A 23,689-nucleotide genomic window follows, 5' to 3' on the forward strand; every position below is an offset into this window, starting at 1 on the left:
TCCTTTTTTCTTGATTTTTATTCTCTTTTGGGTTCTCATGAATAATGTAGGCTAATACCCCTCCATAAAAATTTTTGAATTTGAGATCTTATCCCGTTACGATGGGGCATGCATTTTCCTGTCCTTTAAAATGAGTCTGATCTAAGGGGAGAGTAGGCTAAATGCTTTTAAAGACTGCCAACAGCGTACAGAACATAGATCGGAGGTAATCGTACGAATGGGGATCCATTGAATGCCCTTTGAGCCAATTTCGGGATCGGAACTGTGCAGAATGCAAGACTGGCGATCTACGGAGCACAGATAAACAATGTTGACATTATGGAGTAAACCACCTGAAATCAGCGGATCGGGAAAAAAGCTATCCGTGACTGCTAATAACTGCAACACCTCAAAGGAAGTGATTCCCGTCTCTTCTTGGATTTCGCGATGCAGCCCCTCCAGAACCGTCTCATTGGGCTCCAACCCACCGCCGGGCAAATCCCAACAGTCTATTTCGGGTAATGTCATTTGGTGGATTAATAACACCTCATCGGCATCCACAAAGAGGCCGTTGACCGTAACTCTCAATCTCGTCTGTTCTGTCATTTGCATGTTTTTCTGTTTTACTGTAGACAACTTTCCACAATGGTTACAAAACTATTTAAATCTGGTGTTTTCAATCCTTCTACCTTCGCGAGATCGTCCCATGCTCTAAGGCTTACAGCATCTTTAGCATGGGGCTTTGCCATAAATACGAATGCTTCCTCTTTAGAGAAAATTCCTCCTTGCAGAATTAGACTGCTTTGAGATGCGAGAGATAAACTGGCAAGGTAGGTAGGATCGACAGCACAAAGATAGCGTTTAGCCTCCACATGTAGCCTGATTGGCTCTGTGACCTTTGGTGGGAAAAGTAGTTCCAGTGGTTTTACACCCTCATATTCATGGCGATCGTCGATCGCTCGATCCGCACAGTTCTCGCCTAAATCATGCAGTAAATGCCCCAGATCGTGCAGGAGACAAGCGGTAATTAGTTCCGAACTAGCACCGCGTTCTTTTGCCAAGGTAGCACATTGCAATCCATGTTCTAACTGGCTCACAGGTTCTCCGCCATATTGAGCGTGCCCCCTCGTGGCAAAAATATTGAGGATTTTGTCAAGGCTTAAGTTCATGCGATCGCTCCAAATTACCAACTGCCAATTAAAACTTACATTTCGCTGCGAGCAGACAGCCAAATTCCCTCGCAAAATCGATGGAAACACGAGCGTGTACCGCTCCCTGTTTGTCAAAAAAACGTTGCTTTTCAGAGAGGGGAAATACACCTTCATGCCAAACATTTGGATGGATATAAAGTCCGCAATTTCCATCAAATCGAAAACAGATAAAATCTTCAGGCTTCACATCATCGCCCGGTAATGCGAGAGGGACGAAGAAAGGTTTGCGATCGAGAGGAAAGAATAGCTGTCCGCCATCTGGGTGATAGTTTGCATGCCAAAGGAGGATTTGCTCTGGCACGCGATCGCTTTCTAGAACGGCAAGGCATGGCTCTGTGGCATAGGCCAAAATATAATGACCATCAACGGCTTCATTATGCCCAAATAGGATTTCTCCTTGCCATTCACTCAAAAAAATTCCTTCAGTAGTGCCTGCGCCATCGCCGCTATCTAGATCGACTGATCGCCAACCTAGGGCAGGCCATCGCACAATTTCTATGGGAACTGTGGCAGGATCTTTCACTAAATATCCATATCCTGTCAATGTGGCATCGGTTGCCTCGATCGCTGGCATCACAATCCGCTTGAGTCCAGAGGGTAGGTTGGGGTTGAGATAATCTACGGTCATAGAAGCTATAAATACGTTGCTATATTCTCCTCAGCCAAACCAAAGGATAGGGTCATACCCGCACCGCTAAGGGCATTCACGAGAACGACATTGGGGGTTGGCTGAGCGATAAATTCGGTTTTGCCCGAAAGTTTTGCATAAACACCATGCCAAGTTTCGGCGATCGCTAACGAAGGGAACTTCGCGAATTTCTGTAAATAATCGAGAACGAGGTCGTTGATTTCACAGCGATCGAAGGGATCGGGATTCAACCCGTATTCATGGGAGTCTCCAAGGATTAATTCTCCCAATCCATTTTGAGAAACCATGACATGAATTCCCCACTTAGGAAAATCTGGGGTTTCAAGCTCTATCCTTTTTTTTAAGGCATCCAAAGTACTACAGTGAGCGAACGATGCGTAGTGCGTTAGGGTCAATCCCGCACAGAGAGAAGGACCCAATCTCCAACTTTCTGGTTGAGGTACAGTTCGCATCATCTGTAACTTGACTTTTGTAATCCCTGTTTCTGCATATATCTCGGGATAAAGTGTTTCCATATCTGCACCGCTACAGACAAAAATGCGATCGGCAGTCCATAGTTCGCTTCCCACTTGGAGATTGGGATGGGAAATAGCCGTTACGGTTTTGCCAAATTGGAACTCAATGGGATAATGATGCGCTAAAAACGCAGGGAGCTTTTGAATCGCTTCTCTCGGATCGACCGTCATTTCTGTATCGCTCCAGAGTCCGCCGAGCAGTCCATCTGAATTGACTGCATTGCTTTTTCCTGCAACTTCATCGGCATTCAACAAGGCAATGGAATCGTTGGGTGCGTTGGTGGCGATAAATTCTTCGAGGACGTTGAGTTCGTCTTGGCGGTAGGCAAGCAGTAAAGAACCGCTGCGATCGCAGTAAAGTCCAGCCCTTTCGGCGATTTCTAACCAGATCTCTCTAGATCTGAGGGCGCGATCGCGTAATTTTCCAGCGGGTTGCCCGATCGGCCACACCATGCCAAAGTTGCGAATCGAAGCCCCCACTGCTGCGAAATTTCGCTCAAATACAGTTACTTTGAAACCTTGTTTGGCAGCCGCAAGCGCATGGGCGAGACCGACAATCCCCGCACCCACGATCGCAATTTCTGTATGATTTGTTTGACTCATATTCAGCTCATCAATGTCAATTCTTTGTGATTTGAACGTCTATAAACTCGCTAAGGTATTTTGAAATTCAGTCAAGGATGCAAAGAGACCATCGTGAGGAAAGATCGCTAATTGCGCTCGCGTATGGGTTCCGTTGGTGACACCATAGGTATAGAGGCAACCAGCATTGCGTCCTGCCAAAAGATCGGAAGGTGTATCGCCGATGCAGACAACTTGTTTGGGATCGATAATTCCTAACTGATACATCGCTTTTTGAATCATATAGGGCGCGGGACGACCTTCTAGATCGTATATTTCCGATGGCGTAATCGAAGCTTGAATTGTGGATGATTCCGAACCAATATAGTGAGGGTTCAATCCCCGATCCCACCCCAAACGCTTGAGGATAATATCCGTAACCTCGCGATAAAACCCTGTAGTCAGAGCAATTTGAATTCGCCGCGATCGCAACCAGTCAAATAGTTCTAAGCATCCGACCGTCGGTTCTATGGGTTGAGTGAGATAGTGGTTTTCTAAAATATGTTTGAATGCTGAAAAGGATGTTTCCACATTCGCTAAGTAGTTCGGATCGTTTGTGCCAATTTGCTCTGCCCAGAGGGTTTGGAAAACGAGCCGTTTTGAGAGTCCCATCATGGCGATTACTCGTTCGGGCAAGGCTTCTAGCCCTGTCTTTTCAGCAGCAAGCATGAAACAGGTTTCTACCTCGCGATCGTCTCTGACAGTCGTACCAGCCATATCAAAAACGACTAATTTAATTGCAGTCATGGGGTTTTCCTGATGTAAAATCGACAAGCCATCGTTGTTATCCTTGGTTTGAAATTGAATGTTTCAACGCCTTAACCAAGTTTGGGTGCGTTTGGCTAAACCTTGCGTTAAAAGCCAGTAGAGAATCCTGACGCCAATGCTTGTAAGTACTAGTGCCGTTGACATCGCAGCGGCAGGAGCCACATCCCCCGCATCATCCATATTTACGATCGCCACGGCAGCTAAAGGAGCATTGGGTGGATACAAAAAGATGACTGCCGAGATTGTCACCATCGAGTTCACAAAAAAGTAACTGCCTAATTCCAAAATTGCAGGAATCGTTAAAGGAATTGTGACGCGCCAAAAGGTTTTGTAAAATGGTACGCCCATCGAGGCAGAGACAGATTCAAACTCTGGGTCAATTTGCTTTAAAGCCGTACTTGCCGTGAGGAAACCGACGGTGTAAAAGTGAATGATATTACAGATGACCAGCAAAGCGATCGTGCCATAAAGTCCGTTGAAAGGATTCACCAAAGCCAGATTGGTATGGGGAATATTCCACAAGGGCTTGTTAAAGAAAAACACATAGGAGAGCCCCAAGACCAAACCGGGAAGGGCTAAGGGAATTGTGGATAGGAAATAATTGAACGATCGCAGCATTCTCAATCCTTTGCCTTTCTCAACCAGATAAGCACCCAGAAAAACAGCGATCGTGCCAAATACCGCTGTATAGAGAGAAACTTGGATGCTATTCCAGTAGGCGGCGATTCCTCCACCTCCCACAGCATTAAAGTCGTAGTGTTTTGTCGTGAGGGTGAAATTGTAAGGCCAAACCTTGACCAGAGATGCCAAAACGATCGTGCCAAATACGAGCAGAATGAAAGCAGCGATCGCGCTGCAAATACCAAACATGAGCCAGTCTAGTTTTGGATTTGGGCTGGGTTGAAACGGAACCGATCTGCTGCTGACCAAAGCAGTTTGACGTCTTTGGAAAATGCGGTCTAGAACGTAGGCGATCGCTGTGGGAAGCAACAAAAACACGCCAATCGTCGCTCCCATCGAGAAGTTTTGCTGTCCGATCACCTGTTTGTAAATATCCGTTGCGAGGACGTTAAACCCGCCGCCCACCACTTTGGGCACGCCAAAATCAGTGAAGGCTAGGGTAAAGCAAACAAAAATCGCACTCATGAGTCCGTATTTTACGCTCGGTAAAGTCACGGTCAAAAATACGCGATGGGCGGGGGTACGTAGGGCTGCCGCTGCTTCATAAAGTCTGGCATCGGTAATGTTTAATGCCGTAATCAAAAGAATCACAGCTTGGGGAAAACAATACAAAACTTCGCCAATAATGATGCCATTCGAGCCGTATAAATTAATGTCCCACCCCGGCAACAGAGAAAAGAACCCCGTGGTGATCAAACCCTTGTTCCCAAATAGGTAAACTAACCCAATACTATGCGCCAGTGGAGGGATAAACAGGGGGAGTAAACCAAGAATGCGGAAAAATGGCTTGCCAAACATGGCGGTGCGGGTGAGGGCATAGGCATAAATAAATCCCAAAACCACGGAGATTGTAGCGCTGGCGATCGCGATGTAAAACGTGTTAAACAGAGAGACAGAAAGCGATGGCGTTTGGAAATAGCGAACGTAATTATCAAGCCCAATCCACTGCCCATCTATATCCTGAAAGCTACGGATCAGCATGGGGTAAAGCGGCAACAACACGCCAACCAAAAGCCATAACGTACTGACAACGATCGCGATTCTCAAAATCCAGTCTTCTTTGGTAGGAATTTGGCGAACTTCCGCTTGCACTGGAAATGGGAAGATCGGTTTCTTGGATGGTGCTAATATCATAGGATTGCCAATTCAATATGCCGTCTAGACGCGATTGGGAAAGATTTGAATATGCTGGGCAGGGAGTTGAATTCTTAAGGACGTGCCTAAATTCAAATCAATTTGCTGGGCTTGATAAATCGAGACCTCAATCGTCACGACGGATTTAGAATTTCCATCTGGGCGCAGGGTGAGGTGATACACCGAACCGAGAAACTCTATGCCTTCAATCTCAGCGGATAAAACATTCGATGCAGCCTCATCCTCTTCACTGCGATCGCATAGCTGAATTGCTTCGGGACGAATGGCGATCGCAATCGGGCTGTTTACGGCAAATTCCCCAATGTTTGCATCGAGCAAGATATTCCCACATCGGACTTGGGTCTCGGACACGACTTCGCCCGTTAAAAGATTGGTGGAACCAATGAAGTTTGCCACAAAAGGATTGCTGGGATTTTGGTACACGACACGCGGAGTTCCCACTTGCGCGATCGCGCCTCTGTCCATCACCACAACGCGATCGGCCATCGTCAAGGCTTCCTCTTGATCGTGGGTTACCATCACCGTTGTCACGCCCAAACGCTTTTGTAACTGGGTAATTTCCACGCGCAAGCGATTTCTGACCTTGGCATCCAATGCCGAGAGCGGTTCGTCTAAAAGCAGCAAACTGGGCGATAGGGCTAAAGCTCTGGCTAAAGCAATCCGCTGTTGCTGACCTCCAGACATCTGAGCGGGATATTTTTGCCCAAATCCCTCTAACCCGACCGTTTCTAGTAGTTCTTGCACGCGGCGATCGATCTGAGGCTTAGGCATGGGCGTATTTTGCAGCCCATAGGCAATATTCTGCGCCGCTGTCAGATTGGGGAATAGGGCATAGGACTGAAATACAATGCCAAAATCGCGCCTAGAAGGAGGTAAATGGGAAACATTTTTACCACCTTGAATTACCCGCCCGCTGGTTTGCTGTTCCAATCCCGCGATAATTCGCAGTAGGGTGGTTTTGCCACAACCACTTGGCCCTAACAGGCAGACAAATTCTCCAGCGTAAACATTAAGGCTGACATCATGGAGGGCGACAAATTGCCCAAATGATTTGCGAATGTTCTGAACTTGGAGATAGGGCTGTCCGAGGTCTTGTGGATGGGTTGAAGCTGCTAAGGGAGCCGTGCGCTCTTGTTTTTTGAGAGATTCCTTTGATTGCGCGATCGCATCTATCCGTTCTGGAGAATTTGCCATAACTTTTTGTGGGAGCTAATAAAATGGGATAAAACGATGAGGGACAGTCCCCTGTGGTTCCACAAGTACTTATGGGATAGGCACAGGGACACTATCCCTACAGATCGATTCTATTCAAGATATTTGCTTTACTTCTTTTTAGGCTCAGATTTGGAATCGTATCGCTTTGTCCATTCCGTCAGGATGGCATCGCGATTGGCAGCAGCCCATTTGAAGTCATTTTTAGGATATAGCTGCTTGATCGGATCCTCTGGGAACCCCTCAGGAATAGGAACGTCGGTTTTAACCGCAGTCAAAGGAAAGTTCTTGGCATATTTTCTCGAAATTTCAGGAGAAATCGCCCAATCTAAGAAGGTTTTCGCGGCAGGGTTAATATTGGCTTTTTTAACCAGTGCGTTGGCTTCAATATCCCAACCCGAACCTTCCTTAGGGAAAACGGGTAGAATGGGTTCTCCAGCTTTTTTCTGTTTAACTGCGCGATAGCCGAAGGAAATCCCGATCGCATATTCACCGGAGCCAGCGAGTTTGCAAGGCTTCGATCCAGAATGCACGTACTGGGCAATGTTTTGGTGTAGGGCATCTAGATACTTCCAACCGTCAGTATCGCCCATCATTTGCAAGATAGCTGAAACAGAAAGGAAGCCAGTTCCAGAGGAAGCGGGATTGGACATGACAATCTGTCCCTTATATTCAGGCTTGATCAGATCTGCCCAAGATTGAGGGATTGGTAAATTCTTTTTCCCAGATTCTACGGTATTGACGCAAAAGGCAGATTCCCAAGCATCGATCCCGACCCAATGGGGTGGGTTTTGACTATCTTTGAATTGGGGCTGAACAGCTTCAATACCTTTGGGGGCATAGGGCTCTAGCATTCCTTGCTTGTCTGCAACAAGTAAACTAGAGGCTGCAAGTCCCCAAACTACGTCAGCGGTGGGATTATCCTTCTCAGCCAGTAACTTCGCAGTCACTACACCTGTAGAATCGCGAACTTTATTAATCTTGATATCTGGATATTGTTTCTCAAACAAAGGTAAGTACTCTGCCAATTGATCGTCTTCGAGAGCCGTGTAAACGGTAATCCCACCTGAGGGCGCTTTAGTAACTTCGGTTGAAGCTGTGGTGGGGTTTGCAGAGGTACTTGCCTGAGGTTTATTTTCTGGGGATTGTGTCTGAACGCAGGCGGTTACTGCAACAGTTAGCAGAAACACAGATAAAGCTCTTAAGACAAAACGAACCCACTTTTTATACATAAGCATGATGAGATACCTGTATGTAGATTTCCTGATTTGTTGGGACTCACGATCGCTTCCCTAAAAAACAAAAGAGAGCAGGATGCTCTGCTCTCTCTAGTGCTTAGCTATTCCAAGTAATGTCACCGCGATCGCGAACGGTTGTTGGATACTTGTCACTCGGTGCGAGATATCCTTCTTTGGGGACCTCGCGTCCGTAGGTCGTTATCATCACGCGATCGTTTTTCAAAACGCTGACCGCAGTAAAGCCAAAGAAATTATTTTTCGGTTGATCGACAACTTTATCGAGAACGCTGCCACCAATTCCTGTAATGATTTGCCAAGTATTTCCCTTGGGTTGGGCGCGGTAATATACGTGGTCGTGGGCTGCCAACATTGCTTCAGCCTTATTGGTGACTAGACTCGCCCAAAATTCATCGCGATCGGCGGGATATAACTTGCCCAGTCCATCTTCTTTTTCCTCGGGTGGGCTGTAGAGATTGGTGGGATAGGCGTGAGCGGGCTTATGTCCGATCGCAAAAATATGTTTCGCATCCTTCGCTCTTGCCTTAGCCAGATCCTTGGCTACCCAAGACTTTGGTACGCTCCAATCTCGACCGACGGGATCGGTATTTAAAATAACAAAGTGCGTTCCTTTATAGTCAAATGAGTAGGTCAACTTGCTTTGGTCGGTTTTGAGGTTATCTTTACCACCGGCACGAGGGCCATTACCCGCATATTTCAGATAGGGAGCCATTACCTTCAGCCAAGTTTTTTCAGCACCTTCGTAAGACACCTTCTTTTCATTTTGGGTTTCGTGGTTGCCAGAGATAGGAATTAAAGTAGTTTTGCTCTTAGCCAGGGGTGATTTCTCGTAAAGATCGCGCCAACCCTTTAATTGCTTTTCCAAGGTATTGGTATCGGAAGTATAGCCCATGACTAAATCGCCCGCAAAAAAGAGGAACTTAGGCTGTGGGGATAGTTCGGAAATCTCTTTGAACGTGCGTTTGAGCTGTTCGACATTCGCTGTACTGGGACTGGCTTTGGCAACGTCTGCTTTATCGACGCGATTGCAGCCTACTACTACAAAGGAGAAGTCCACTTCTTTGTCAGAGAATAAGTCTTCGTTTTTAGAAAAACTAGGCTGGTTTGCGAAGAAGATAATGAGGCTGAAACTTGCGATCGCAAACAAAATAAATCGGAATAGATGGGAGCGGAATAATCTTGGAAGATTCATACAATTTCAGTTCTAGCGAGTATTAGGAACAAAAATGAAAAGCAGTGAAGATTATCGGCTTCACTACTTTTCACTAACAAACTATCAATCTTTAGAAAGTAAATAAGGTTTTGATCGTTCCTACCCAAGTCGTCGGGTTGGCATCATTATGGTTGGGATTGAAGATAGCAATAATACCGGGGGTAATCGTGATATTTTTGCTAACGCGGAAACCATATTGCAGTTCCAATAGATAAGAAGTGCTGGGATCGACATTCGCACCAATGGAGTTGGAAGTTACCTTTGGAGGCTGACCAAAAATGATCCCGCCTCTGTTGCCCTCAGCAAACAAATCGGGAAAAGCGAGGTTAACGCTCCAGTTGAATAAACTGGCATTATTAGAGCCACCTGACTGTTGCTGTGCGTTCGCAAAACCAATCCAGCCGCCAAAGTTAAAGCCCTTAGAAACTTGCCAGTTAAATTGAGCCCCATAGCGATCGGAAGAGGTGTCAACAGCGCCAAATGGTCTGCTTCCGAAAGTACTGCCAGTACTACTACTGACGTTGACAATGGTTCCTGGTTCAAAGCTACGTGCGTAGGCTAAACCAATTTTGAAGTCTTTGGATGGGGCGAAAATCAATTGTACGTTTGCCATGTAGCCACCGTTAAACAAACCGCCTTGCCCTGTTGCCGATGCCGCCGTGTTGGTTGGAGTCGTAGTGGTGGAACTATCAGTTCTGGCTAAGTAACTTGCTACAATCGAAAATTGCGGGTTGAATTTATAGACTAAACCCAATCCCGCACCCGAGGGCCCGCGAAAGATTAGCGGGTCGTAGCGACCAAATCTAGATAAAGCGCCTTTGTCACTACTCTCAAAATAGGGGTTGAGGGTATCGCCGACATCATCAGGATCGAGTGCATTCGCACCCAAAAAGGCAGTCAAGTTGTCTCCAATTGGAAATCTGTAGTACAACTTATCGAGTTCAAAGGCACCCAAAGTATCCGTTGCAAACGCCAAACGAGCCATATTCGTGTTTGTGGCAGTGGCTGCACCTAAGTTAGGAATATTCCCAGCTTGTAAGCGAGTGCGAAGGAGATCCTTGCCTGTAAAGCTCGTATCGAAGTTTAAACGCACCCGATAGGAAAGGGTCGCATTTGTTCTATCGGTAGTTTTTTGAGGGTTTTGAGCGGCTGTTCCCGTTCCCGTTCCGCCCCAAGTATCGGCAAAAGCAAAGATTACCGTCGCATTTAGCTTGGTTGTGGTGGAGAACTGTTGGGCTTCTAACTTAGCAGTTTTAGCTTCTAGAGCATCTACGCGACCTCTGAGGGTAGCGAGTTCAGCAGCAAATTCTTCCTGTAATTTTTGGAGTGCGGCGAGGTCTTCTTTACTGACCTTATCTGCTAAACCAGCCGAAATAATTTCGTTAATCTTGTCTAAGCAAGCATTGAGACCCGCAGCAAATTCGTAACGAGATAGGGCTCTCTGTCCGCGATAGGTGCGATCGGGGTAGCCTGCAATACATCCATATCTTTCCACTAAAGACTGCAATGCCGTAAATGCCCAATCTGTCGGTCTCACATCAGAGAGTTGAGATACAGATGTAACATTCTGGGAGGTCTTTAAGTCTTGAACGGTCGAAGGCTGAGCCAATTTGTTAGCATCAATTTTTTCAACAGTACTGGTTACATTCCCAACACTCTGAGTAGTGTTTGAGACAACTTCATTCGCACTGGCGCTACCAATATTGAATGCTGGAGCTAATAGAACCGTGGCAACCACAAACGGTTGTATAGAGAACTTTCTTTGATAAAATACCATGACATTTCCTCACACTTTCTGCCATCATACTTTCGCGTCAGCTTCCATAATTTAAGTTTGGGTTAAGCTTCGTTTATGCTTTGGGTTGAATTCTAAAATCTCTAATTAAATCAGAGTTGAGGTTTAGGGAATATTCAGGAGTGACGGTCAGGTTTCCTGTTTTGATCGCCAAATGTTAAGAACGCTCAATTTTTCGTCGTTATCGACGGCACGATATGGAGGAAGTAGGATAATGTACTAGTTCAGTTCAACATCCAAAGCAAATTAATCTTTCTTTAATGAGGTTGAGAATGCAACGTGAAATTGTATGAAGGCGCAGCCGTTAGATCTTTCGATCGCATTGGGTGAATACGCTCACCAAATCATTTGCCAAAACTTTCAAAGGTTTGTCGAGCGAGAGGAATCTGTTCTCAAAGATCGAGATCCCGAGCCGTTACATCAGATGCGCGTTGGCATGCGGCAATTGAGAACGGCAGTGCGAGTATTTGGTGCTGCAATCGTCCTACCCAAAGGAGTTAGTAATTCATCCATCGGCGCAATTGCGAAAAGTCTGGGAGAAACGCGAGATTTGGATGTACTGCAACTGGAACTGACAAATCGCTATCAGCTTTTGTTGCCGAATCCCGAACAGTCTAAGTTCAATAAAGTTCTCAAGCATTTGCATCAGAACCGCGACCAGAGTTTTCTTAATTTAAAGAAGACACTAAATAGCGATCGCTATCAAAAACTGAAGCGATCGATCCAAGCTTGGATCGAGAAGCCCACCTACACCCCAGTCGGTAATCTATCTATTTTAGAAATTTTGCCCGATTTGCTACTGCCATTAATTTGCGAGCTTTTTCTCCATCCAGGCTGGTTGGTTGGAACGAGGAATCAAGCAGGGAAAGTTGCATCGATCCCCATTGAGAATGTTGAAGAACTCAATCGACAATTGAGCCAGTTCGGCGATCTACTGCATAGCTTGCGCAAGCAAATAAAAGGAGTTCGCTATCAAGCAGAGTTTTTTGCTGCTTTTTATGAACCTTCCTACATGCAAAGAATTGCAGAATTTAAAGCGATTCAGGAAATCTTAGGTCAGTTTCAAGATCGCGTTGTCCTGCGTCAGTTTCTGGAATCAGCCTTGAATGCGAATTTGGAGAAGGTTCTACCCACGATAGAGCGAGAAATACAGCAGGACGATCTTGCTTTTTGGCAAAATTGGCAACCCCTTCAGCAATCTTATCTCTCTTTAGAATTTCGTGAGTCGTTGCGATCGCTGCTTACAAAACCGTTGAATTCAGCACCAACGGTATCCCCAAAAAGCAAAAAGAAAGCTAAAGGTAGCCCGTCCATCCCAAGATAATCCTCTGAACGCAAACTGAGAAGCCATTAAACCTTGAAATAGCAAGCGATCCTAGCGTTTTTATATGATTAGTTCATCAGTAGAAATAAGGATTCCACTCCTTAATCTGGATAGTCTACAGAATCCTACTATCGCTCCTGAAAGAACTTTGTCTGACTGTCTAGTCTTTGAACCCTGTATTTTCTAATCGCCTAAACTTACAAAAGTGATTCTGTATCGAGCATTATCTTCATGGGGGGTACTAAAAGTCTTCACATTGCGCCATGTCTTGCCGCCATCATGGGATAAATGCCATGCTTGATTGGCGCTAATGACCACTTCGCTAGCCCAAGCTTTATGAATCTCGTCTACCTGTGCTTGATATTGCTCAACGGTTATCAAGTTGTCTTGGTAACAATCGCGATAGACATCTGCCACCAAATCGCTAATCTTTTGAGCCAAGGCATTACCAAGAGCGAGTTTGTCCATAAGGGCTGTCCACACATGCAAATGCTGACCCTCAATAATAGGAAGATTTGCCTCATGCTGTAGCTCTGCACCGTTGTCGAAAATTGTTTCAGAGGGAATGGTTAGCCCTCTATACTGGGCGATCCAAACCTGCAAACCAAGCGTCTTAAAAGTCGAGTCTGTGAACTGTTCTGTTAGAGATGGGAAATTCATGTCAACTGAACTCCTGACAACGTTTGCTTGACTTTTGTAGAGTTACCTGAACTCCCGATCAAGTTCCTGCGACTCTTGACTGAGTTTTTATTTTTAAAGATAAATCAAGTCAGACTTCAAAAATACACTTGCAGTCTACCGTATGATAAAGGTGATAATTTGTCTGTAATAATCGACACAATCGCATAACTTGGCTTTTATGCTTACCCACTCAAGTTGTGCATTCACACAAAGATTAAGAGAACTATTTCTAAAGGGCATCTCTAAAAATTCAAAATCGCTAACCACACAAAGTTGAGAATAGAGCTTATATATAGCTATCCTATTTGATTTGTGTGTAGGGGCTGCATGAATTGCTCCTAGGATTCTATGCAGTAGAAAGAATCTCGCATGTATCATTTAGGATTGCTATAGAAGTATCCTAAAGATACTTCAGACAGATCTAGCAAAGATTCCCACGCTAGAACTAGCCCAAGTTATTGTTTTATGCAACAGCCGATCGCCGATTAATTGCCGCACGATCGCAATCTCATCAACCGTCAGAAATTTCGCCAAATAACTCGCATAAGAAGGCTTTGTTTTGGAAGAAGATGGAGCAAACCAGCGATCGCGTAAAGCTATAGAAATTTGCATTGGGACAGTCGTTCGTTCCACTGCTATTTCAGCATTCAAACCCACCTGCTCAAAAGCAGATCGCAAATCGTCAATATCCCAATTTGTCATCGGATCGTCAGAACTTGCGTAGATTGCTTCCTCGGCTTGCACCCAGCGATCGTAGAAATCGTCAGATAAACCCAACGTAGCGCGATCGAGTAACTGATAAATGCGCTGCGTATGTTTGGGAATCGATTCGTAAAGCGCGATCGTGCCATCGGGTTGCAAGAGATTTGCCAACTGCCGCACGCAGGCTAGTTTATCTGGCTCGCGCATCAGCGCATTGTAGCCGAGAATCCGATCGAAACGAACAGATGCGATCGCAGCGGGAACTTCGATTAAATCCCCCGACATAATGATGGGGCGAGCCAGTTCGGGCAGCCCTGCTACCTGTTCTTGCAAAGCGACGGCATCAGATGTTTGATAGGTGAGCGCATAGACACCACCTTCAGGAACCTGACGGAGGGCTTCCCAAGTTAGCAAACCCGTTGCTGCATTTACATCTAAAACCACATGATGGCGTTGTAGGGACAAACGAGAGAATAAGCGATCGCGGATAGTTCCCAATCGATCGCCTGCCTGAGAAATCGTGCGTTGCAACCAGCGATCGGTCGCAGAATCCGTTGGGCTAAAGGTTAATACCTCAGGAATTTCCGTTCCTATACCGCGCACCATTGCTGCCAACTGTGCTTCACGCCGCCGCACGACCTGTAGGCGAATCGCTGCCTCTGCCCCCTGTTCTGAAGGTTGATAAAATACCTGTCCCTGCAGGCTGCTCGGCAAATATTGCTGTTCGATCCAATGATCGCGATAGGTATGGGGATAGAGATAGCCCACACCATGACCGAATCCTTTCTTGTCGCGACTGCCATCTTTGAGCGGATTGGGAACATCGGACTGACGTTCGCTTTCCACCGCAGCGATTGCATCAAAAAAGCCCATAATGCTATTCGATTTGGGGGCATTGGCAAGATAGAGCGTTGCCTGTGCCAAATGATAGCGACCTTCGGGCAACCCAATGCGATCGAAGGCTTCAGCGCAGGCATTTACTACCACCACTGCCTGTGGGTCGGCAAGCCCAATATCTTCACTGGCTAAAATTAGCAATCTTCGTAAAATAAAACGCGGATCTTCGCCTGCATAGACCATTTTTGCCAGCCAATAGAGCGCCGCATCGGGATCGGAACCGCGCACGCTCTTGATAAAAGCGCTAATCGTATCGAAGTGGGCATCCCCTTCCTTATCGTAGAGAACTGCCCGTTTCTGAATGGATTCCTCGGCAACCGCTAGCGTAATCAGAATTTCCCCATCTTCGGGAGGAGTCGTCTCCACGGCTAATTCCAAGGCATTCAGCAGCGATCGCGCGTCACCATTCGCGACATTTGCTAAATGGGCGATCGCCTCCTCATCCATCCGCACGGCTAACTTGCCATAGCCCCTTTCGCGATCGCCGAGTGCTTGCATCAATACCCTACGCAAATCTGCCTCTGTCAGGGGTCTTAATTGAAACAGTCGCGATCGGCTGACCAGCGCTTTATTTACCTCAAAAAATGGATTCTCTGTGGTTGCGCCAATCAGAATAATCGTGCCATTCTCTACCCAAGGCAAAAGCGCATCCTGTTGCGCTTTATTAAAGCGATGCACCTCATCGACAAAGAGAATTGTACGGCGATCGTGATAGCCCCTCTGTGTTTGCGCTCCATCGATCGCTTCGCGGATATCCTTCACCCCTGCCAGCACGGCATTAATCGCAATGAAGTGAGCGTTGGTGGTATTGGCAATAATCCGAGCCAGTGTGGTTTTGCCTGTTCCCGGGGGACCATAAAAGATCAGCGAAGATAGGCGATCGGCTTGAATGGCGCGACGGAGCAATCGCCCTTGTCCCAAGATATGCTCCTGCCCGATGAATTCCTCAAGGGTACGCGGACGCAAGCGATCGGCAAGGGGTGCTTCCGCCGCTGTAACTTGCTGTCGGTGACTCTCGAATAGATCCATAAATGAGTTAATTAATCTGAGTACTGAAAAGGCATTGCTCTATTTGACAAATTATTCCAAGTGACTACTCGAAAGCCATTCATCAGGATACTCAATCTATTTCAAAGGATCTGGGCGCGAACAATTGAGAAGGATAGAATCAAGTTTATGCTTCTCTTCGACTTTTTTTAGGAAGTGAGGCTATCCTGATTTTTGCTTTACTTTACGCGCTTAAAAGCTTGTTTGTCTCCATTCGTCTGAGTCATAATCATCCGATCGCCCTCAAACTTAAGCGTTGAAGTAGAACTATCACCTACACCACCTTTAATTGTCAATTTGCTATCAGTAAACTCATAATTGGCAGAAAGAAAAGGCTTGTCGTTAAGCGTTACCTTCAACGTTCCATCTGTCATAAATTCAAAAATCATGATCTCGCCTGGGACTTCATCTACTTGCCACTTACCGAGAATCTGTTTTTTAGGTTCGCTGCATGCATTGAGTGCGATTGCTGTAATAGCACTGAGTAAACCTACAGTAAAAGTTTTACGATCCATAGTTTGACTAGTGATGTGAATTTATTTCAAGCTGAGATCGAGCATAAGGGATATAAGTTAAGGATGACTCGCTCATTGAGATCGAGTGTGGTTTCTTTTTTAGATGGCTAACGCGATCGCACTAAGAAAGCAGGTAACTCTACCATGGCTCTACCTACAGATGCTAAAGGTCTCTCTTGCCCAAACTGTTGCACTTCTGCCCGTTGCGGTGTCTCATCGGGACTATGCACAACTTTGGAATTCTGTTTGCCTTCCAAGAGCCGTTCGATCGCGGCACTCAGTTGCAGGGCGTGATGTTGATGTCTCACCGACTGTTCTTTCCAATGTTGTACGGCAGCTTCATATTCAGAAGCTTGACCCGCTTGCTTGAGAACCTGTTCTTGCAGTTCTCTGACTTGTTGTTCTAGCTCTTGGGTACGCGAGGCAGCGATCGCTTGTTCTGACTCAGAACTATGCAAGGACTGCTGTAAGAGGGCTTGTATGCCCACATGTCTGACCAGTTGGGACTCAAGCTCTTCTTTTTGTCTTTGGGTCTCGCTGAGTTGGATATGCAAGCTTTGCAGATTTTTGGTGCATTCGGATAAACTCACGCGGGTTGTCTCTAGAACCTCTTTGAGATGTTGTTCGCCTGCGGTCAAGCGATCGACTTCTAGCTGTAATTGTTCGATTTTCTCGGTAGCTCCAAAATTTTCCTGTGAAACTGCAAGCTGCGCTGCATTTTCTGCCTGCGCGATCCGTGCCAGCATTTCTTGCTGTTGCTGAGAATTTTGCTCAAGTTGAGTCGTGAGACTAGTTTGTAAGGCTTGGGCAGTAGATTCGGCTTGCTCTAGCTGCGATTTAAGAATGCCGATCGCATGGGTATGGCTCGATTGGGTTTGCTGAATCTCGGCTTCGAGTTGCTGAATGTATTCCTGCTTAAAGGCATCTTGCGATTCCCGATCGGAGGTATTCTGCCGCAATTCTGCGATCTCTTGCTTTAAGGCTTCTAGCTCAATTTCTAGTAACTCAGCTTTAAAATTGATTTCAGATTCTGAGTCTGTTAGCGAATTTGATGGCAGATCGAGCGTTAATTCCGTCGTAATGTCAATTGGCAAATCACTAACTGGCAAATCACTAACTGGCAAATCATTAACTGGCAAATCATTGGATGCAGCGATCGCTATAGATTCTACGGGAATTTCTCTTACAGTTTTTTTCGCAACTGCTTTTACAGGTTCTTTTACGGTTTCGAGAGGGATATTCGGTGTTGCTCGATCTTGTGCGATCGCAGTCTCCACTTCCACTTCAGACGATGGGGGTGTTTGGGATTCTTGCGTATTATTTCGCACGATCTTTTTACGGGGTGCTGGGGATGCCGTACCAGAAAAAAGACTCCTTGCTAGATTTGATTCAGCCACTGAGTACCTCACAATTAACTAATTCTTGAATTCTTCTTGCCGCAACTTCTCCCGGTTTATATTCGCTCACTGTTAGCCCTCGATCGAATGCAGTCCGAATATCAGCACTATCTGGAATTGTGATAGGGGAGAGTACATCAGCAAAGATTTGTTGTGCTTGACTATAGAGTTCGCCTGTATGAGAACTTGCCCAAATTCCACCGGGTAAATAGCGATCGTCGAGCATATTAATAATGACTCGAACTTTACGATTGCCGATAAAGTCTTCCGCTTCTTTGATAAAGCGCACCGTTGTTTCTGTACATTGAAAATCTGTACGATTGAGTCGAGTGGGAATAAACACCGTCTCGGCAGGAACTAGTGCATTGGCTGTGAGTTCGTTTAAGTCTCCTGGGCTATCAATAAAAATGTAATCGTATTGATCGCTGATGCGATCGATCTCGCGTTTTAAAACGCCTTCTTTACCCATTTGCATTCCAGAAAGCTGCGCTACGGCTTCTGCCATCGAAATATGAGAAGGCACAATATCTAAGCCTTTAGGGGACTCAAAGATGATTTCTTCAATATGTTTGTCAGGTCGTTTTTTTAAAAATGCTAATACAGTATCAGATTCGGGTAACATGCTCGTTTCTCCCAGAAACAATGTACTGGAAGTGGTTTGAGATGTCATATCAATAACCAGCACTTTCGCACCGTTTTGAGCGACCTGATGGGCTGTATTTGCACATAACGTTGACTTGCCCGTGCCACCTTTGTTATTGGTAAAAGCTAAAACTCTGGTCATCAAAGTTCCTGAGACTAGTCAAGCAATTTGTACAGCACAGGTTAGCAGAATTTTTCCAATTTGGCAGCTTTTAAAAAAATATTACATAGGGTTTAGATCGAATGGTTGATTAGATCGTGGATGATAGAGATATAGGGATAAGGGTAGGTTATGAAGGTAAAACTCACACGCAGCCAAGAACGAGTCTTAAATTTGTTGCAACAGCTTAGTAAGGCAGTTTCAGCTCAAAGTATCTATTCTGAACTGCGGAATAGCGATCGCAGTGTGGGTTTAGCCACAGTCTATCGTTCTCTCGATACGCTCAAGTTACAAGGCTTAGTTAGGGCACTAACGCTTTCAACTGGTGAAACGGTTTACAGCGTTATGCCCACAGATAAGCATCACCTCAATTGTTTGAATTGTGGAAAATCCGAACCCATCCATAGCTGTCCCGTGCATAACTTGGGGGCGGAGTTAAATCAGACCTATGACTTCAAGGTTTTTTATCACACCCTAGAGTTTTTCGGTCTTTGTAGTCAGTGTCAAGCCGAACTGCTAGCGCCCAAAGTCAGTTAGTGAGAATTAGACTCAGAATCATTAACGCGCACTTCTAAAGCTTGAATCTTGCCATGGGCATCCAGCTCAACCACGTGAATCCCTTGCATTGCAAACATCTCACCATCTTGTCGTCGCCCCGCGATCGCCCAAGCCGCTTGGACGCCATTGTCCGTTACTTGCGTAGTCCAGACATGCTGCATCGCTGAGTACATCTGAAAAAACATGCGATAGAGCTGTGTAATCGCTTGCTTCCCTTTAACTTTGGAGCCACCCGCAGGCTGAACTTCGGCTTGTTCGGCAAATAGATCGACGAGTTCATCAAAAGCCGCTTCATCAAAGTTAGCGCGATCGGTTAACTGGAAATATTGATCGAGAACAGTCGTCATAATTTTCTACCTTTCCCCTATTCCGCGTTTGCCTCAGAAAGTTTAAATGCAAACAGATTGAATTAATTTAATTTACGATTGATTGCGAAAAACTCACATCTTCCATTTGAGAGGAATCACGACGTTGTCTTGCTTGCGATCGACAAATCCCTGATACTGTATGGAAACCAAACTGAGTTTTTAATGTAACTTTGTTACAATTTTCAAAATCTTTCGCAACTTTTCGCAAGAGTCACTACCTAGTGACATATCAACAATACAATAGTCACTCAAGGGTGACAAGATGCAAAACCCAGCAACTTAACAATTCGTAATACATGGCTCGAAATAAAGAGGAGACAAAAGCTAGAATCCTTGCTGCCGTTGGTTCTGTGCTCGCGCGATCGGGGTTTCAAAAGGTGGGAGTCAATGCGATCGCCAAAGAAGCTGGGGTCGATAAAGTACTGATCTACCGTTACTTTGAGAATCTTGCCTCGCTTTTGGGTGCCTATGGGTGCAGCAGCGACTTTTGGTTGACATTAGATGAAGTCGTCGATCGCGAAATGTTGGCTGACGAAAAAATTCCTTTTGCCGACAAAATGACCAGCATGTTGCTGCGGTTTTTGCATGGCTTGCAAAAGCGCCCTGTGACCCAAGAGATTATGCGTTGGGAGCTTTTGGAGCAAAACGAACTAACCGATGAGTTATACAAGGTAAGAGAAGATTTAGGTAAATCTCTTTTAGATATTCTGCAAAGTCAAGAAGCGATCGCTGAAGAAGTCGATCTACCTGCAATTAGCGCTGTGTTGGGGGCTGGATTGGTGTTTTTACTGCTCAAATCGAAAACAAACAACTGTTTTCTGGGCGTAGATTTGCAATCCCCTGAAGGTTGGCAACGCATTGAGTCAGCGGTTACCTATATCGTTCAAGCAACGCTCCAAAAAATAGAGACAGAAAAGTAGAGAATTACAGGGGTTTGCTTGACTCCTATGCCTATCAACTCTTATGAATTTCAATTTGCCTTCGATCTAATTCCAAAACTACCTCATCTTCATATTTCAGATCCTGAATGAAGGGTGTCATGATCTCAAGCACTTCAGGCTCTTGGAAATGTTCTGGCTTTGTCTCAGGATGGGGGTAATAAACTAGTCCCTCAAACTTTTCGCCACTGTTAAGGATGATGCGACAGTCAAAAAAGGAAAAGTCCTCAGCAGGTTCCTCTTTAGCCCACTTGATATCCCTAAATGTATATTTGGGTTTTTCGATCTCGTACCGATAAGGATAGATGGAAACATTGATCGTTCCGAGAAAGTATCCAGAAATATCCAGTCCCTGCTCTGCAAACAAAGGTTTCTGCATAGCGATCGTTCCCTTGGGAAATCGCGGATCGCCTGACTTCCCAGATGCCACACCATGTCCTTTTTTCACACTTCCTTTAACTTGTATCCAATCACTCATTACGTTGATAATCTGCTAGGGTTTTCCCTATACAAGTTGCTGGATGAAATATTGATTCTTACAAATCGATTTGGGTGATGGCGATATTGCCTGAAAAGCAGACATCAACATCTGTGCCCGCAGTCCGATCGCGGTTTTGATACTTGCCTGCATACATGAGGTACTCGCCCTCAATCTTGAAACTCACGGGTAAAGGATGCGTAGAGCGATCGCAAAATATCATGGCTGGATCGGGGGCATCGGCATCTAAGTGGGGCAAGTTAACATTCCAAAAGCTACCCGCAGCGATCGCCTTACCCGACAATTTGGTTAAAACTTTAGCCGTCAGATCGGCAGCGCGTTCCCAGTCAACCTGTTTACCCTTGGCGCGATAGTGAGAAATCGCAATCCCCGGAATGCGGTGCAGTGCCGCTTCGCGCACTGCTGCTACCGTGCCTGAAATATAGACATCTGCACCCAAATTGCCACCATCATTAATGCCCGATAGGACAAGTTTAATTTCAGGATGTTTATCTCCCAAACATAAATGCCCCAAAGCTACGCGGACGCAATCGGCAGGTGTACCCGCGATCGCATAGACATCCTCAGCGCGTTTGCCTACATGAATAGGGCTATGGGTTGTGACCTGATGCCCGCAACCTGAATGATGGTCGCGCGGAGCGACAATGATGCCCTTAGTTTCAAAGGTTTTAGTGCCAAAAGCTTTATCGCCAAAGGCTTTAGCCACAGCTTTCTGGAGTGCCCAGATTCCAGGGGCATCAATGCCATCATCGTTGGTCAAAATCAACGCCATTAAGCTTGCTCTTGTAGTTGATCTTTATGCAACCAAATCGGGGGTGTGGACACCTGCCCAAACTTGACCTGCACGTAATCGCCGCGAAACTCGGTAACTTCACCATTGGTCTCAAAAATGTAGCTAGACCAACGCGTATCGTTTGCTTGAGCTTCGACACTATTCTCTAGCTTTTCACGAATTGCTTTCACCAACGAACCCTTTTTTAATGCCATATGTCTGTCAATGTTGAGAATCTATAACTTCTACTAGGTATTGTATCCGCTTTCTTGGTTTGACTTGTTAGGATGTAGAAAAGTTGTCGGTTGTCTGTTGCCAGTTGTCAGCTTTTTTGGAACTACTAACTTCCTTGTTAACGACCATGTGTATTTGCATTAATTGCCATTACGTTGATCGCTGCACGACCTACCATGCCGTAGAAGAACAGCATCAACAAGCACATCTAACCGCAGCACCTGATTTTGAGGCAACCTCGCCCACAATCAATGTCAACATTCGCACAAATAATGATGAAATTCAAATGGAGTGGGATGTGGTTGGTTGTGAGAGCTTTAAGCCCGAAATGGGTAAATGGGTGAAATTACGACCAGGCGAACTAGTTCCTACCTAACACGGCATATTCAATAAGCAATTGACCGCTCTGTTAAATTTTTTTGTTTGCCAAAACATCCCAAGATTGAAAAACATCGGGATCGTAAGGTTGTTTGCGAAAAAGTGAAAATATAATGACAAGCATTATTGTTTGTGAGATGATTCTATAAAATTGCAGCGATTACGATTTTTAGAAGACAAGACCACAGTATTTAGCAGACTTGACATTGTGCTGAATCCAAATCCTTGTTTTTTATGAATTTAGGCGTAAATTTAATTGAAATAGGAATAAGAAAAGAATGGAACTCACTCGTCGCCATGCTCATCGTTCTATATACCTGACGAGTGCTTTTTTCTTGACCTATTTTACGGCTGTTTTTTCTGCTAAAGCTCAGATCGTTCCCGATGCGACGCTGCCTGTCAACTCTACGGTGACGACAAACGGTCAAGTTCATACAATTAATGGTGGCACGGCGAGGGGAGTCAATCTTTATCACAGCTTTCAAGATTTCTCAGTTCCGACGAATAACACGGCTTATTTTAACAACGCGCCGCAAGTTCAGAATATTTTGACGCGGGTGACGGGTAGCTCTGCTTCGGATATTGATGGCACGATTAGAGCGAATGGTAATGCGAATTTATATCTGCTCAACCCGAATGGGATTACGTTTGGGCAAAATGCGAAGTTAGAGATCGGTGGGTCGTTTACGGGCAGTACGGGTAGTAGTTTTAAGCTTCCCGATGGTAGCGAGTTTAGTGCTAAAAATCCGCAGGCTCCGCCTTTACTGACAATGAGTATTACGCCGGGGTTGCAGTATGGAACGAGCGATCCAGGGGCGACGATTAGCAATAGTGGGAAGCTCACAGTCCCTCAGGACTTGACGTTGGTGGCTGATAAGTTAGATTTGCAGGGGCAGTTACAGGCAGGGGGGAATATTACGCTAAAGGCTCAGGATGAGGTAAAGATAAGAGATACAACCACTTCTCCATTTGTTGCGATCTCTGGTGGGGATTTGTTAATTCAGGGAAATCAGAATGTAGATATCTTTGCACTGAATAATCCCTTGACGCAGATTTTGAGTGGAAGGAACTTAAGTCTGGTTAGCGATGGGGTTATTTCTGGAGATGCTCATTTTTTGAGTGGCGGAAACTTCACAATTCAAAGCCTATCTGGAACTCCAGTAAACTTTACAAGTCTCTATGACCCAATTATAAGTTCGGTTGGCAATGTGAATATTGTTGGTGATTATAATGGTAGTGCATCATTGTTGATTGAATCCCAAGGAAGTGTAAAGATTGGCAATGTGACCAATATCACAAATCCTGATACTGTATCCAACTTCCAAGGGAGCGATACAATTTTGAGTACACAACCAGGTTTAATTATCCGTTCTGGGCAGGCAAGTTTAGTCTACGGAGGGAACAATCAGAATAATCCTCCCACCTATACAAGTGGCGTAATCCCCGCTGGGATTGAGGTGGGGAATATTAAGGGCACCTCTAAAAATCAGTCAGAGACGAAAAACGAAAATAAAAAGAGAGA

General features: G+C 45.5%; 24 protein-coding genes. 5 read left to right on the forward strand and 19 right to left on the reverse strand.

All coding sequences use genetic code 11. The annotated features are described in order from the left end of the window. Positions 1-141: 141 nt before the first annotated feature. From V2H45_RS17290 to V2H45_RS17335, 10 genes are all read right to left on the reverse strand, one after another. Positions 142-591 (reverse strand): NUDIX domain-containing protein, encoded by a 450-nt coding sequence (locus V2H45_RS17290; RefSeq protein ID WP_330484913.1) that lies wholly within the window; start codon positions 589-591, stop codon positions 142-144. A gap of 11 nt (positions 592-602) precedes the next feature. Then, complete coding sequence (locus V2H45_RS17295; RefSeq protein ID WP_330484914.1) at positions 603-1,238, reverse strand: phosphonate degradation HD-domain oxygenase; 636 nt, start codon at positions 1,236-1,238, stop codon at positions 603-605. Beyond that, positions 1,177-1,818, reverse strand: coding sequence for an ureidoglycolate lyase (locus tag V2H45_RS17300; protein ID WP_330484915.1), 642 nt, complete (start codon positions 1,816-1,818; stop codon positions 1,177-1,179). The genes V2H45_RS17295 and V2H45_RS17300 overlap by 62 nt, the downstream gene beginning before the upstream one ends. A 5-nt stretch (positions 1,819-1,823) precedes the next feature. Further along, entirely contained in the window at positions 1,824-2,957 is a 1,134-nt protein-coding gene (locus V2H45_RS17305; protein WP_330484916.1) for a TIGR03364 family FAD-dependent oxidoreductase, read from the reverse strand. Positions 2,958-2,996: 39 nt separating this feature from the next. Next, positions 2,997-3,722, reverse strand: coding sequence for an HAD family hydrolase (locus V2H45_RS17310; protein ID WP_330484917.1), 726 nt, complete (start codon positions 3,720-3,722; stop codon positions 2,997-2,999). 63 nt (positions 3,723-3,785) lie between these two features. Continuing rightward, positions 3,786-5,558, reverse strand: a complete 1,773-nt coding sequence (locus V2H45_RS17315; RefSeq protein WP_330484918.1) for a putative 2-aminoethylphosphonate ABC transporter permease subunit — start codon at positions 5,556-5,558, stop codon at positions 3,786-3,788. Between the two features lie 24 nt (positions 5,559-5,582). Next, a complete protein-coding gene (locus V2H45_RS17320; protein ID WP_330484919.1) occupies positions 5,583-6,773 on the reverse strand; it encodes a putative 2-aminoethylphosphonate ABC transporter ATP-binding protein in 1,191 nt (396 codons plus the stop codon). Positions 6,774-6,901: 128 nt separating this feature from the next. Then, complete coding sequence (locus tag V2H45_RS17325) at positions 6,902-8,029, reverse strand: putative 2-aminoethylphosphonate ABC transporter substrate-binding protein (RefSeq protein ID WP_408648813.1); 1,128 nt, start codon at positions 8,027-8,029, stop codon at positions 6,902-6,904. Between the two features lie 97 nt (positions 8,030-8,126). Then, positions 8,127-9,239 (reverse strand): metallophosphoesterase family protein, encoded by a 1,113-nt coding sequence (locus V2H45_RS17330; RefSeq protein WP_330484921.1) that lies wholly within the window; start codon positions 9,237-9,239, stop codon positions 8,127-8,129. 91 nt (positions 9,240-9,330) lie between these two features. Then, positions 9,331-11,037 carry an iron uptake porin gene (locus tag V2H45_RS17335; RefSeq protein WP_330484922.1) on the reverse strand — a complete coding sequence of 569 codons (1,707 nt, stop codon included), beginning with the start codon at positions 11,035-11,037 and terminating at the stop codon, positions 9,331-9,333. 307 nt (positions 11,038-11,344) lie between these two features. On the opposite strand from V2H45_RS17335, the gene V2H45_RS17340 reads away from it, so the two are divergent. Further along, the gene (locus V2H45_RS17340; RefSeq protein ID WP_330484923.1) at positions 11,345-12,379 is read left to right on the forward strand and encodes a CHAD domain-containing protein; all 1,035 of its coding nucleotides are present in this window, start codon (positions 11,345-11,347) and stop codon (positions 12,377-12,379) included. 183 nt (positions 12,380-12,562) lie between these two features. Here the strand turns inward: V2H45_RS17340 and V2H45_RS17345 are convergent, their stop codons facing one another. From V2H45_RS17345 to V2H45_RS17365, 5 genes are all read right to left on the reverse strand, one after another. Further along, entirely contained in the window at positions 12,563-13,039 is a 477-nt protein-coding gene (locus V2H45_RS17345) for a hypothetical protein (protein WP_330484924.1), read from the reverse strand. Positions 13,040-13,471: 432 nt separating this feature from the next. Then, on the reverse strand, positions 13,472-15,688 hold the full coding sequence (locus V2H45_RS17350) for an AAA family ATPase (protein WP_330484925.1): 2,217 nt from the start codon (positions 15,686-15,688) through the stop codon (positions 13,472-13,474). Positions 15,689-15,885: 197 nt separating this feature from the next. Continuing rightward, positions 15,886-16,221, reverse strand: a complete 336-nt coding sequence (locus V2H45_RS17355; protein WP_330484926.1) for a hypothetical protein — start codon at positions 16,219-16,221, stop codon at positions 15,886-15,888. Between the two features lie 107 nt (positions 16,222-16,328). After that, complete coding sequence (locus V2H45_RS17360; protein ID WP_330484927.1) at positions 16,329-17,618, reverse strand: coiled-coil domain-containing protein; 1,290 nt, start codon at positions 17,616-17,618, stop codon at positions 16,329-16,331. Beyond that, on the reverse strand, positions 17,611-18,402 hold the full coding sequence (locus tag V2H45_RS17365; protein WP_330484928.1) for a ParA family protein: 792 nt from the start codon (positions 18,400-18,402) through the stop codon (positions 17,611-17,613). The genes V2H45_RS17360 and V2H45_RS17365 overlap by 8 nt, the downstream gene beginning before the upstream one ends. 150 nt (positions 18,403-18,552) lie before the next feature. Here V2H45_RS17365 and V2H45_RS17370 point away from each other — a divergent pair, with 150 nt between their 5' ends. Continuing rightward, on the forward strand, positions 18,553-18,957 hold the full coding sequence (locus V2H45_RS17370; protein WP_330484929.1) for a Fur family transcriptional regulator: 405 nt from the start codon (positions 18,553-18,555) through the stop codon (positions 18,955-18,957). Here the strand turns inward: V2H45_RS17370 and V2H45_RS17375 are convergent. Further along, a complete protein-coding gene (locus tag V2H45_RS17375; RefSeq protein ID WP_330484930.1) occupies positions 18,954-19,325 on the reverse strand; it encodes a nuclear transport factor 2 family protein in 372 nt (123 codons plus the stop codon). The genes V2H45_RS17370 and V2H45_RS17375 overlap by 4 nt on opposite strands. A 317-nt stretch (positions 19,326-19,642) precedes the next feature. Between V2H45_RS17375 and V2H45_RS17380 the strand changes: the two genes are divergently transcribed. Continuing rightward, entirely contained in the window at positions 19,643-20,266 is a 624-nt protein-coding gene (locus tag V2H45_RS17380; RefSeq protein WP_330484931.1) for a TetR/AcrR family transcriptional regulator, read from the forward strand. A gap of 34 nt (positions 20,267-20,300) precedes the next feature. Here the strand turns inward: V2H45_RS17380 and V2H45_RS17385 are convergent, their stop codons facing one another. Genes V2H45_RS17385 through ndhO form a run of 3 tightly spaced genes read right to left on the reverse strand, consistent with a single transcriptional unit; the run spans position 20,301 to position 21,770 of the window. After that, entirely contained in the window at positions 20,301-20,762 is a 462-nt protein-coding gene (locus V2H45_RS17385; protein ID WP_330484932.1) for a hypothetical protein, read from the reverse strand. A gap of 58 nt (positions 20,763-20,820) precedes the next feature. Further along, entirely contained in the window at positions 20,821-21,555 is a 735-nt protein-coding gene (surE, locus tag V2H45_RS17390) for a 5'/3'-nucleotidase SurE (protein ID WP_330484933.1), read from the reverse strand. Next, complete coding sequence (gene ndhO, locus V2H45_RS17395; RefSeq protein WP_330484934.1) at positions 21,555-21,770, reverse strand: NAD(P)H-quinone oxidoreductase subunit O; 216 nt, start codon at positions 21,768-21,770, stop codon at positions 21,555-21,557. The genes surE and ndhO overlap by 1 nt, the downstream gene beginning before the upstream one ends. Positions 21,771-21,916: 146 nt before the next feature. On the opposite strand from ndhO, the gene V2H45_RS17400 reads away from it, so the two are divergent. Together V2H45_RS17400 and V2H45_RS17405 are read left to right on the forward strand one after the other, a co-directional pair. Continuing rightward, on the forward strand, positions 21,917-22,165 hold the full coding sequence (locus V2H45_RS17400; RefSeq protein WP_330484935.1) for a Ycf34 family protein: 249 nt from the start codon (positions 21,917-21,919) through the stop codon (positions 22,163-22,165). A 280-nt stretch (positions 22,166-22,445) separates the two neighbouring features. Next, positions 22,446-23,689, forward strand: a 1,244-nt coding sequence (locus V2H45_RS17405; RefSeq protein ID WP_330484936.1) for a filamentous hemagglutinin N-terminal domain-containing protein, incomplete at its 3' end; no start/stop codon positions are given.

The sequence above is a fragment of the Tumidithrix elongata BACA0141 genome, assembly GCF_036349135.1.
Lineage (GTDB): Bacteria > Cyanobacteriota > Cyanobacteriia > Pseudanabaenales > Pseudanabaenaceae > Tumidithrix > Tumidithrix elongata.